The organism is Eubacterium sp. BL-380-WT-2B, from assembly GCF_009696115.1.
Classification (GTDB): domain Bacteria; phylum Bacillota; class Clostridia; order Eubacteriales; family Eubacteriaceae; genus Eubacterium; species Eubacterium callanderi.
Genome location: NZ_VUMP01000001.1, coordinates 303,655 through 316,661, shown reverse-complemented (window position 1 = coordinate 316,661; position 13,007 = coordinate 303,655). Strand labels below are relative to the sequence as shown.

Below are 13,007 nucleotides of genomic sequence, written 5' to 3'. Positions count from 1 at the left end.
TTCTACAAAAGGCCTCCCGAAATCCCGAAAACTGTTTTCAAACAGCGTTTTCGGGATTTCGGGAGGCCTCTTCCAGTTGCGGACACAAACCAGAGCCAGCCGCCGTGCTACCATCGCCTTCCATCAAACGCAGCCAAAGGCTGCCGTTTGCTCCAATAATTCTCAATTCTCAATTCTCCATTAAAAAAGGATCAGGCTCGCAAAAAGCCTGATCCTCTAAATTCTATTCTAATCTAAAATTAATCTGTGATAATCTTCGCAACGGCTCCGGAGCCAACGGTACGTCCGCCTTCACGGATCGCGAAACGTAAACCTTCTTCGATCGCGATTGGGGTGATCAATGTGATTTCCATTTCAACGTTGTCCCCTGGCATAACCATTTCTACGCCTTCTGGCAGTTTGATATTACCGGTTACGTCGGTTGTTCTGAAGTAGAACTGTGGTCTGTAGCCATCGAAGAATGGGGTATGACGGCCGCCTTCTTCTTTGGTCAGGACGTATACCTGGGCGGTGAAGTGGGTGTGTGGGTGGATGGAGCCTGGTTTTGCCAGTACCTGTCCACGTTCGATCATGGTACGGTCGATCCCACGCAGTAACGCGCCGATGTTGTCGCCTGAACGGCCTTCATCTAACAGCTTACGGAACATTTCAATCCCGGTTACAACGGTTTTCTTGATTTCGTGGATACCAACGATTTCTACTTCATCCCCTACGTGTACGATACCACGTTCAACTCTACCGGTTGCAACGGTACCACGGCCGGTGATGGAGAATACGTCTTCCACTGGCATTAAGAATGGTTTGTCGGTGTCGCGTTCTGGTTCTGGGATGTACGCGTCAACTTCTTTCATCAGCTCGACGATCTTGTCGCCCCATTCGCCGTCTGGATCTTCTAATGCTTTTAAGGCGGATCCGATAACGATTGGTGTGTCATCTCCTGGGAATTCGTATTCGTCTAACAGTTCACGAACTTCCATTTCAACCAGTTCTAATAATTCTTCATCATCTACCATGTCGGCTTTGTTTAAGAAGACGATGATGTATGGTACGCCTACCTGACGGCTTAACAGGATGTGTTCACGGGTCTGCGGCATTGGGCCGTCGGCTGCGGATACAACTAAGATCGCGCCATCCATCTGGGCTGCGCCGGTGATCATGTTTTTAACGTAGTCGGCATGGCCTGGGCAGTCGACGTGCGCGTAGTGGCGGGCGTCGGTTTCATATTCAACGTGGGCGGTTGAGATGGTGATGCCACGTTCTCTTTCTTCTGGTGCTTTATCGATGTTGTCGAAAGCTACAGCTTCACCGGTTCCGAAGCGTTTGTTTAATACGGTGGTGATTGCAGCGGTTAATGTTGTTTTACCGTGGTCAACGTGACCGATGGTACCAATGTTAACATGTGGTTTGGATCTTTCAAATTTTTCCTTAGCCATTTTATTTCTCCTATTATTATTTTAAATATTTAATGGGGTCTGCCGTAACGATCCGGCAGACCGTTAGTTTTTATAAGGTTCACAGATGTTTCGTTATCGGGCGCATTCGCCTAGCGGCTCATAGAACTGCGTCCTGCCGGTTTTCTTCAAAAACCGGACCCAGCTTTATTTAGTGCGTCCTTCGATAATTTTTTCTGAAACGCTCTTTGGTACGGGTTCGTAGTGTGAGAACTGCATGGTGTAAACGCCGCGGCCCTGGGTTTTACTTCTCAGGGATGTTGCATAGCCGAACATTTCTGCCAGCGGCACCATACCATTGATAACCTGAGCGCCGTTGCGGGCTTCCATACCTTCTACACGGCCACGTCTGGAGTTAATGTCCCCCATGACATCGCCCATATATTCTTCCGGAATAACAACTTCCAGCTTGAACATTGGTTCCATGATAACCGGATCCGCTTTGCGCATACCATTTTTGAAAGCCATAGAACCAGCAACCTTGAAGGCCATTTCGGAGGAGTCAACTTCATGGTAAGAACCGTCATAGACAGTTACTTTAAAGTCGATAACCGGGTAGCCGGCTAAGACACCATTCTGCATTGCTTCCTGGATACCCTGGTCGATTGGTCCGATGTATTCTTTCGGAATCGAACCACCAACGGTTTTATTTTCAAAAATATAACCTTCGCCTGGTTCCAGCGGTTCCAGTGTGATAAGACAGTGACCATACTGACCACGACCACCGGACTGACGAGCGAATTTGCCTTCTGCGTCGACGGTTTTGGTGATCTTTTCTCTGTAAGCTACCTGAGGCTGTCCGATGTTGGCTTCTACCTTAAATTCACGCAGCATACGGTCGATGATGATATCCAGGTGAAGCTCACCCATACCAGAGATAATGGTCTGGCCGGTTTCTTCATCGGTATGTGTACGGAAGGTCGGGTCTTCTTCTGCCAGTTTCTGGAGCGCAACACTCATTTTTTCCTGGCCGGCTTTTGTCTTAGGCTCGATGGCAACATCGATAACCGGTTCAGGGAATACCATGGATTCCAGAATGATCGGGTGATCCGGATCAGACAGGGTGTCCCCGGTAGTGGTATCTTTCAGACCAACGGCAGCTACGATATCACCGGTATAAACCTTGGAGATTTCTTCACGGTGGTTCGCATGCATCTGCAGGATACGGCCAAAACGTTCTCTCTTACCTTTTGTGGTATTACGAACATAGGAGCCTGCTTCTGCAGTACCAGAGTAAACACGCATAAATGCCAGTTTACCAACGTATGGGTCTGTCATAATCTTGAAAGCTAAAGCGGAGAATGGTTCCTCGTCGCTTGGTTTTCTTTCGTCTTCTTCGTCCGTTTCCGGATTTGTACCCTTGATAGCAGGTACGTCAAGCGGTGACGGCATATAGTCAACAACAGCATCCAGCATCATCTGAACACCCTTGTTTTTATAGGAAGATCCGCAGGTTACTGCGATCAATTCTACGTTACAGGTTCCCTTACGGATGGCTGCCTTGATTTCCTCGACGGTGATTTCTTCACCTTCCAGGTATTTTTCCATCAGGTTTTCATCTACTTCAGAAAGGGCCTCAAGCATCTTATCGCGGTAGCTTTCAGCTTCTTCTTTCATATCGTCAGGAATATCGGTGATTTCAATTTCTTCACCTAAATCATCCTTGTAGATTTCAGCCTTCATGGTAAGCAGGTCAATGATACCAATAAAATCACTTTCCTTACCGATTGGCAGCTGGATACATACTGGGTTTGCGCCCAGACGGTCACGGATCATATCTACCGCATGGTAGAAGTCCGCACCGGTGATGTCCATTTTATTAATGTAAGCCATTCTCGGTACATGGTACTGGTCAGCCTGACGCCAGACGGTTTCGGACTGAGGTTCAACACCGCCCTTGGCACAGAATACCGCTACAGAACCGTCAAGAACTCTTAAAGAACGTTCTACTTCAACGGTAAAGTCAACGTGGCCAGGAGTATCGATAATGTTGATACGGTTGCCTTTCCAATGACAAGTTGTAGCAGCAGAGGTAATGGTGATACCTCTTTCCTGTTCCTGTTCCATCCAGTCCATCTGCGCGCCACCATCATGGGTTTCGCCGATTTTATGGATTTTACCAGAATAGTAAAGGATTCTTTCAGTAGTAGTGGTTTTTCCTGCGTCAATATGCGCCATAATACCGATATTTCTTGTGTTCTCTAAACTATATTCTCTTGGCACAGATTTTTCCTCGCAATTTTAATTTGAATACTAAACAGTAAACATATCGCATAAAATCCAATAAGGATTTTATGCTACCAACGATAATGTGCAAAAGCTTTGTTGGCTTCTGCCATAGCGTGTGTATCTTCTTTTTTCTTAACGGCTGCACCACTGTTGTTCAGAGCATCCATGATTTCACCGGCTAAGCGGTCCTTCATGGTTTTTTCAGAACGTTTGCGTGCGTAAGTAACTAACCATCTTAAAGCCAGAGCCTGTTTACGGTCTGCACGAATTTCGATTGGAACCTGATAAGTGGCACCACCGACTCTTCTTGCTTTTACTTCTAACACAGGTGTGATGTTTGCTAATGCTTCTTCGAATGCTTCTAAGGCATCCTTACCGGTTTTTTCATTTACCTTTGAGAATGCGTCATATACGATTCTCTGGGCAACGCCTTTTTTTCCGTCTAACATAACGTTGTTTACCAATTTGGTAACAACAACGCTACCATAAATCGGATCAGGCAATACTTCTCTTTTTGGAACTGGTCCTTTTCTAGGCACTTTGCTTCCCTCCTTAACAATTGATGTTCATCGGTACTCGACATCCAAAGTCGTTGTGCTTATACATACAATCTAGATCTATTATCAGATTTGCAGTACGATGCACTACTCTTACTTCTTAGGCTTTTTAGCCCCGTATTTGGATCGAGCTTGTTTACGATTTTCTACGCCAGCGGTATCTAATGCACCACGGATGATCTTGTAACGAACCCCTGGTAAGTCCTTAACACGGCCGCCTTTTACCAGAACAATACTATGTTCCTGTAAGTTATGGCCGATACCTGGGATATAAGCAGTTACTTCCATACCGTTTACCAGTTTAACTCTGGCAATTTTTCTCAGAGCCGAGTTTGGTTTCTTTGGTGTAGATGTTCTAACTGCAGTACAAACACCTCTTTTTTGGGGGTTTGCTTTCAGTGCCGGAGTCTTTGTTTTGATTTCCGCACTTTTTCTTCCTTGTTTAACAAGCTGATTAATGGTAGGCATTCAGTCCTGCACCTCCTTCTTAAAATTTTATATCAAAAATCCAAATGAAAACAGCCTTTCTGTTAAATCATTCGAAATTTCAACCAAATGCAAGCGTCAAATAAGCGCCCATCAGGCGCCTGCGCTTTAATACTATTTCAGCAGTGCGATCACTGCCGCTCCCCGTTCAATGCCGCTGTCCTGACCGAGCGCGATCTTGCTTTCATAGGGCTCAATGGGAACAGATGCTTCCTGACACGCGGTGACAATTTTTTCCTTAATAGAATCTTCGGTATCTTCAGCTAAAACAACCACGGTTGCTTTTCCTTCTTTCACAGCTTTCAGAGTCTGCTTTGTCCCGATGACCTTTGGGGTCTCACCAAAACTTTCCAATTTATACCTCCAGCAGTTTATAAGACTTTGCTAAACATACCTTTCTAATATACACTCTTTTTGCCAGCTTGTCAAGCGGTAATTAAAACTTCCTTTATCTTGAAAGAAAACCCCGCCAAATAGCGGGGTTTGTGGGTTTTAGTCGTCAAGATCTCCGATAATCATATCGCTGGCTTCACTGCTGCTGTTGTCTAAGAAATCCATGTCGAACATATCAAAGGCCTTGGCCAGTTCATCGTCCTTTTCAAGGTTTTCGCGTTCTTCCTGAACAGCTTTGGCTAAGATGTTATCATCATCCATGACAATATCCATGTCATCAGAAAGCTCCTTCACATTGGTGATATCGTCTTTGATCATATCATCGATCAGTTCTTCTTCCTCATCATCCTCATCCTCGCGGTCATAGTCGAGCTCGACGCGGCTGTAAGCCTTAACGCCGGTTCCGGCAGGTACCAGCTGACCGATGATGACATTTTCCTTGAGACCGATGAGCGGGTCGACCTTGCCCTTGATGGCAGCGTCGGTGAGCACTCGGGTGGTTTCCTGGAAAGAAGCAGCTGACAGGAAGGAATCCGTTGCCAGAGATGCCTTGGTGATCCCAAGGAGCTCTCTGCTGGCCTGTGCCGGTTCCAGCCCCATATCCAGAGCTTCGTTGTTCTTTTCTTCCATTTCAAAAATATCAGTTAAGGCCCCGGTGATCAGGTCGGTGTCTCCGGCATTTTCAATCTTAACCTTACGCAGCATCTGTCGGATGATCAGCTCGATATGCTTATCGCTGATGTGTACCCCCTGCAGACGGTATACCTTCTGCACTTCGGAAAGCAGATACTGCTGTACAGCGTCGATGCCCTTGATGCGCAGGATATCGTTCGGGTTGATGGAACCTTCAGTGATTTCCTGGCCAGCTTCGATTTTATCGCCGGTATGTACCTTTAAGCGTGAGCCGTAAGGAATCAGGTAAATTCTGGATTCACCGTCTGGCGCGGTGACAACCGCTTCGGTTTTCTTGCCTTCCAGAATTTCAACACGGCCGGCTATTTCTGAAATAATAGCCTGCCCCTTTGGCTTACGGGCTTCAAAAAGCTCTTCGACACGGGGGAGACCCTGGGTAATGTCGTCCGCGGATGCAACCCCGCCGGTATGGAAGGTACGCATGGTTAACTGGGTACCCGGTTCACCGATGGACTGGGCGGCAATGATACCGACCGCTTCACCGATTTCGACAGGTTTCCAGCTGGTCATATCGACACCGTAGCATTTTTTACAGACACCGTATTTGGAATTACAGTTGAATACGGCGCGGATAACAACTTTTTCAACACCGGCTTCCTGAATGGCTTCTGCCTGGTCGCTGGTGATGACTTCGTCCTTATGGGCCATAATTTCGCCGGTTTCAGGATGCACAACATCCTCGAAGGCGTAGCGGCCTTCAATACGTTCGGCCAGATCTTCAATGACCTCACCGTGTTCATTGATGGCTGTTACCTCATAACCGCGGGTGGTTCCGCAGTCTTCCTCACGGACGATAACGTCCTGGCTGACGTCGACAAGACGACGGGTCAGGTAACCGGAGTCCGCTGTTCTCAGGGCCGTATCGGCAAGACCTTTACGGGCACCATGGGTAGAGGAGAAGAACTCGAGTACGTTCAGACCTTCACGGAAGTTTGAGCGGATCGGCAGCTCGATAACACGGCCGGTCGGGTTGGTCATAAGACCACGCATACCCGCCAACTGACGAATCTGGTTCTTGGAACCACGGGCACCGGAATCGGCCATCATGTTGATTGGGTTCAGTCGGTCCAGATGGCTTAACAGCGCGTCGGTTACTTCATCGGTAGCGTTGTTCCAGATATCGACAACGTTCTGGTAACGTTCCTCTTCTGAAATGAGACCACGGCGGAACAGCTTGAGGTTCTTAGCGATCTTTTCATCGGCACGGGCAAGAATTTCTTCCTTGTTCCCCGGTACCTGCATGTCGGCAACACCAACGGTGATGGCGGCCTGGGTGGAGTATTTATAGCCCAGACGTTTGATTTCGTCAAGGGTTTCGGAAGTGATGGTTGGGCCGTGGGCCTTGAAGCAGCGGTCAACAATTTTGGTCAATACTTTTTTGTCAACCTGCATATCCACTTCCAGTTTAAAGTGATCGTCAATGGTTTCACGTTTCACAAAGCCCATGTCCTGCGGCAGGATCTGGTTGAAGATGAAACGGCCAACGGTGCTTTCCACCAGCCTTGTGTAGGTTTCACCGCCTATTTCTTTGGTGGTGCGGACCTTAACCTTGGCGTGAAGCTCAACATCGTGGTTAAAATATGCCATTTCCAGCTCGTTCATATCACAGAAAATCGAACCGGTTCCTTTGGCGTCTTCTTTGTAAAGCGTCATATAGTAGGAGCCGAGGATCATATCCTGTGAAGGAACGACAACTGGTGTACCATCCTGAGGTTTCAGGATGTTGTTGCAGGCCATCATTAAGAAGCGGGCTTCTGCCTGAGCCTCTACAGACAGCGGAACATGGACGGCCATCTGGTCACCGTCAAAGTCGGCATTGTACGCCGTACAGGCCAGCGGGTGAAGCTTGATGGCACGGCCTTCGACCAGGATGGGCTCAAAGGCCTGAATCCCCAGTCGATGGAGTGTAGGTGCACGGTTCAAGAGCACCGGATGTTCGTGAATGACATCTTCTAAAACGTCCCAGATAATCGGATCGAGTTTTTCGACCATCTTCTTGGCGCTCTTGATGTTCTGAGACAGCTGTCTCGCGACCAGCTCGCGCATAACGAAGGGCTTGAACAGCTCGATGGCCATTTCCTTCGGCAGACCGCACTGGTACATTTTAAGCTCAGGACCAACAACGATAACGGAACGGCCGGAGTAGTCGACACGTTTACCGAGAAGGTTCTGACGGAAACGCCCCTGTTTCCCCTTGAGCATATCACTCAGAGATTTAAACGGACGGTTTCCAGGGCCGGTGACCGCACGGCCGCGTCGGCCATTGTCAATCAAGGCATCAACCGCTTCCTGAAGCATACGCTTTTCATTCTGGACAATGATGTCCGGCGCATCCAACTCCAGCAGCTTGATCAGACGGTTGTTACGGTTGATCACACGGCGGTACAGGTCGTTCAGGTCAGAGGTCGCAAAACGGCCCCCGTCCAGTTGTACCATCGGGCGCAGTTCCGGCGGAATAACCGGAATGGCTTCCATAATCATCCATTCTGGCTTATTATGAGAATTTCTGAAAGCCTCAATGGCTTCCAGACGTCTGGCCACACGGATCTTCTTCTGGCCGGAGCTGTCTTTGAGCTCTTCCTTAAGCACAGCGGCTTCCTGATCCAGGTCCACCATCTTCAGGAGCTCCTGGATAGCTTCCGCGCCGATGCCGGCAGTAAAATCTTTGCCATAGTTGGCTCTTGCTTCCTTATATTCGGTTTCGGACAGCACCTGCTTGTATTGAAGCGGGGTTTCGCCTGGGTCCGTTACCACATAAGAGGCAAAATAAATGATTTTTTCAAGATTGCGGGGTGACATTTCAAGGATCAGGCCCATACGGCTCGGAATCCCTTTGAAATACCAGATATGTGATACGGGTGAGGCAAGCTCGATGTGCCCCATCCGTTCTCTTCTTACTTTTGCTTTTGTTACTTCAACACCACAGTTTTCACAGACGATGCCCTTATGGCGAATACGCTTGTATTTACCACAGTTACACTCCCAGTCTTTGGTTGGTCCGAAGATTTTTTCACAGAAAAGACCTTCTTTTTCCGGTTTCAGGGTTCTGTAATTAATGGTTTCGGGTTTTTTAACCTCACCCCGAGACCACTCTCTGATTTTTTCAGGTGATGCTAATCCAATTTGCAACGACTTAAAGGTAAATTCTTCATTTAACAATTGGTTTTGCTCCCTTCGTATATAAATGGATAATAAAACTTGTCAATTTTCAATTCAACACAACGACACAGCCGTTACATTAATGAATCCGGATTGTCGATATCTTCGGCGTCGACGATGGAGATCATATCCGCTCCCGCGTAATCATCCTCAGTCGCAATGTTCGCATCGGGTTCACCGCCGATTTCGTTGGCCAGCTCTTCGACTGGATCGTCTGCAAAGTCACCGTCCAGAATTTCGACGACTTCGTCGTCATTGAGGATCTGCACATCCAGGGCCAGACTCTGGAATTCCTTCATGAGTACCTTGAAAGATTCTGGGATACCTGGTTTCGGAATGTTTTCACCCTTGACAATGGCTTCGTAAGCGGCAACACGGCCGACGACGTCATCGGATTTAATGGTCAGGATTTCCTGGAGTGTATGGGCCGCGCCGTAGGCTTCAAGGGCCCAAACTTCCATTTCCCCGAAACGCTGTCCACCGAACTGGGCTTTACCACCCAGCGGCTGCTGGGTAACTAAGGAGTAAGGTCCGGTTGAACGGGCGTGCATTTTATCATCAACAAGATGATGGAGTTTTAAGTAGTACATATAACCAACGGTTACCGGATTATCGAAGGGTTCGCCGGTGCGGCCGTCGTACAGCTTAATCTTACCATCGCTCGGCAGATCCGCCTTTTCCAGAAGCTCTTCAATGTCTTCTTCATTGGCCGGGTCAAATACCGGTGTGGCGATATGCCAGCCAAGGGCCTTCACTGCCATCCCCAGATGAACTTCCAGTACCTGTCCAATGTTCATACGGGAAGGTACGCCAAGTGGGTTCAGCACGATATCAAGCGGAGTACCGTCCGGCAGGAACGGCATGTCTTCCTGAGGAAGAACGCGGGAGACAACCCCTTTGTTCCCATGACGGCCGGCCATTTTATCCCCAACAGAGATCTTACGCTTGGTCGCAATGTAAACACGCACCATGGTGTTGACGCCTGGTTTTAAGTCCTCGTCCTTATTGGCTCTTGAGAATACCTTCACGTCAACGACAATGCCAGCTTCACCGTGGGGCACCTTCAATGAGGTATCACGGATTTCACGGGCCTTTTCACCAAAGATGGCGCGCAGCAGTTTTTCTTCTGCGGAAAGGTCCGTTTCACCCTTTGGTGTGACCTTGCCGACTAAAATATCTTCGGATTTTACCTCGGCGCCCACAAAGACAATCCCGCGTTCGTCAAGGTTTCGCAGAGCGTCTTCTCCAACGTTGGGAATATCACGGGTGATTTCCTCTGGTCCGAGCTTGGTTTCACGGGCTTCACATTCAAACTCTTCAATATGGATGGATGTGTATTTGTCCGTTTTCAGCATATTTTCATTGATGAGAACAGCATCCTCGTAATTGTAGCCTTCCCAAGTCATGAACCCGATCAGAGCGTTACGGCCAAGGGCCAGCTCGCCCATTTCAGTGGAAGGACCATCGGCGATGATTTCGCCGGCTTTTACACGCTGTCCCTGGACAACCAGCGGCTTCTGATTCACACAGGTTCCCTGGTTGGAGCGTTTGAATTTCAATAATTTATGCTTTTCAAGGCTTCCGTCGCTGTCTCTGCGGATTCTTATATGATCAGCATCCACAAACTCAACGGTTCCGGCTTCCCCCGCGATGGCGCAGACACCAGAGTCCTTAGCGGCCTTGTGCTCCATCCCTGTCCCGACAACCGGCGCCTTTGGAATAAGCAGCGGCACAGCCTGACGCTGCATGTTGGCGCCCATGAGGGCACGGTTGGCATCATCATTTTCAAGGAAAGGAATAAGGGCAGTCGCCACAGATACAACCTGCTTCGGCGAGATATCCATAAAATCGACGCGGTCTGGCGCAACGGTGACAAAGTCACGGCTTGAGCCGGCACGACCGGTGATTTGTTCATTGACAAAACGGTTATTTTCATCCAGCGGCTCATTGGCTTGGGCAATGGCGTACTGGCCTTCTTCATCGGCTGAGAGATAGTGGATCTCGTCAGTTACCACCCCGTCGATGACCTTGCGGTAGGGGGATTCGATAAAGCCATATTCATTGACACGCGCGAAGGTCGCCAGCGAACCGATCAGGCCGATGTTCGGGCCTTCAGGCGTTTCGATCGGGCACATACGGCCATAGTGGCTGTGGTGAACGTCACGGACTTCGAAGCCGGCGCGCTCACGGGAGAGACCGCCAGGTCCAAGGGCGGACAGACGGCGCTTATGTGTCAGCTCAGACAGCGGGTTATTCTGGTCCATAAACTGTGACAGCTGGGAGCTCCCGAAGAATTCCTTCAGCGCTGCGTTTACCGGACGGGTATTGATTAACCCCTGTGGCGTCAGGATCTCATCATCCTGAACAGACATTCTTTCACGGACAACTCTTTCCATACGGGAAAGGCCGATACGGAACTGATTCTGCAGCAGCTCGCCAACAGAACGGAGGCGGCGGTTGCCAAGGTGGTCAATATCGTCGGTATTCCCGATGCCGTAGTCGATGCCGATAAAATAAGAAACCGTCGCGAAGAGGTCGGACTGAAGAATGTGCTTTGGCACCAGACGTTCCATGTGGTTCTTAATTTCATCATGTTTTTCTTCATCAGTCATTTCGTCATTATCAAGGATCTGCATGAGCGCTTCGCGGCAAACCAGTTCCTTAATTTCCAGATCGCTGATATCAAAGGGGATATCCTGGGTATGAATATCAACGAAGCCATTACCGATGACGCGGACGATTTTTTCTTCACCCTGATGCAGGACCTTGACATTGACCACATTGATTCCGGCATTCTGGATCTGCCATGCAACGTCCTTTTTAAAGATCTGGCCTTCCTCTGCCAGGACTTCACCGGTTTCAGGATCAATGACATCCTCGGCGGCGACCTGCCCGGTAATACGGGTAGCCAGAGATAATTTCTTATTGTATTTATAGCGGCCGACGCGGGCTAAATCATAGCGGCGGTCGTCAAAGAACATGGAGTTCAGCAGTGACTGGGCGCTTTCCACAGTCGGCGGCTCGCCCGGACGCAGTCTCTTGTAAATTTCCAGAAGACCGTCACGTTCGTCCTTCATGCCTGCGGTTTCATCTTTCTTGATGGTTTCCAGCAGACGGTAGTCATCCCCGAACACCTCGAGGATTTCCTCGTTGCTGCCCAGACCAAAGGCGCGCAGCAGCGCTGTAATCGGAAGCTTACGGGTACGGTCAATCTTGACGTACATGATATCGTTGGAATCGGATTCGTATTCCAGCCAGGCCCCGCGGTTCGGGATAACCTGTGCAGAATAGAGCTTTTTACCAAGCTTATCACGGGTCAGGGTGTAGTAAGCACCCGGAGAACGTACCAGCTGGCTGACGATAACACGTTCCGCTCCGTTGACGATAAAAGTCCCGGTATCGGTCATTTTGTGCAGGTCGGCCATATAGACCTTCTGTTCTTTTACTTCATTCTTTTCTTTATTGATTAAACGGACACGCACCTTTAAAGGCACATAGTAAGTCTGATCCCGTTCCTTACATTCCTCAATGCTGTATTTCGGTTCTCCCTCAATGGCGTAGTCCACGAACTGCAGCACCAGATTACCAGTGTAATCTGTAATTTCGTGGATGTCGTCAAACACTTCCTGGAGGCCCTTTTCAATAAACCATTTGTAGGAATCGAGCTGTACTTCTAATAAGTTCGGCATCTCAAGGACTTCTTTAATCTTTGAGAAGCTCTGTCTGGTTCTTAATCCGTATTGTACAGGATGCACCATAACCATCCATTATCACCCCTTGCAAATTATTTCGGCATTTTCAAAATACACTTTTTACGTATATGCTCTTTTCTTTGTCGCAAAATTGTGGTACTATTTATAGAGTGGTAATCCTCCCCAATTTCGGGAATTGTCGCGAAAAAATAAAAATGGACCAAGACGAATTTCAAACCTTTGATCAGCCTGAAAAAGCGCAGCCTGCTTAAGAATTCAATTCATCAAGCATTTGGTTTGCCTTTGATCAGCAAACCCGCGCCCCATCCATAAGTCTATTTTAATTT

At 48.6% G+C, this 13,007-nt stretch carries 8 protein-coding genes; all 8 read right to left on the bottom strand.

Features of this window, described 5'->3' with window-relative positions:
- Nucleotides 1-37: 37 nt before the first annotated feature.
- Nucleotides 38-166, bottom strand: a complete 129-nt coding sequence (locus FYJ53_RS21595) for a hypothetical protein (protein ID WP_013382291.1) — start codon at nt 164-166, stop codon at nt 38-40.
- A gap of 73 nt (nt 167-239) precedes the next feature.
- Nucleotides 240-1,433, bottom strand: a complete 1,194-nt coding sequence (gene tuf / locus FYJ53_RS01395) for an elongation factor Tu (RefSeq protein ID WP_013382292.1) — start codon at nt 1,431-1,433, stop codon at nt 240-242.
- Between the two features lie 165 nt (nt 1,434-1,598).
- Entirely contained in the window at nt 1,599-3,674 is a 2,076-nt protein-coding gene (gene fusA / locus FYJ53_RS01390) for an elongation factor G (protein WP_013382421.1), read from the bottom strand.
- A 74-nt stretch (nt 3,675-3,748) separates the two neighbouring features.
- A complete protein-coding gene (gene rpsG, locus FYJ53_RS01385) occupies nt 3,749-4,219 on the bottom strand; it encodes a 30S ribosomal protein S7 (protein WP_013382422.1) in 471 nt (156 codons plus the stop codon).
- 111 nt (nt 4,220-4,330) lie between these two features.
- A complete protein-coding gene (gene rpsL, locus FYJ53_RS01380; protein ID WP_013382423.1) occupies nt 4,331-4,705 on the bottom strand; it encodes a 30S ribosomal protein S12 in 375 nt (124 codons plus the stop codon).
- 132 nt (nt 4,706-4,837) lie between these two features.
- A complete protein-coding gene (locus FYJ53_RS01375; RefSeq protein ID WP_013382425.1) occupies nt 4,838-5,077 on the bottom strand; it encodes a ribosomal L7Ae/L30e/S12e/Gadd45 family protein in 240 nt (79 codons plus the stop codon).
- A 138-nt stretch (nt 5,078-5,215) separates the two neighbouring features.
- Nucleotides 5,216-8,968 (bottom strand): DNA-directed RNA polymerase subunit beta', encoded by a 3,753-nt coding sequence (rpoC, locus tag FYJ53_RS01370; RefSeq protein WP_013382426.1) that lies wholly within the window; start codon nt 8,966-8,968, stop codon nt 5,216-5,218.
- A gap of 74 nt (nt 8,969-9,042) precedes the next feature.
- A complete protein-coding gene (locus tag FYJ53_RS01365; RefSeq protein WP_050814121.1) occupies nt 9,043-12,726 on the bottom strand; it encodes a DNA-directed RNA polymerase subunit beta in 3,684 nt (1,227 codons plus the stop codon).
- Nucleotides 12,727-13,007 lie beyond the last annotated feature (281 nt).

Coding starts and splice junctions, on each gene's coding strand:
- tuf (WP_013382292.1), bottom strand. CDS start 1,433: ATGGCTAAGGAAAAATTTGAAAGATCCAAACCACATGTTAACATTGGT.
- rpsL (WP_013382423.1), bottom strand. CDS start 4,705: ATGCCTACCATTAATCAGCTTGTTAAACAAGGAAGAAAAAGTGCGGAA.
- FYJ53_RS01365 (WP_050814121.1), bottom strand. CDS start 12,726: ATGGTGCATCCTGTACAATACGGATTAAGAACCAGACAGAGCTTCTCA.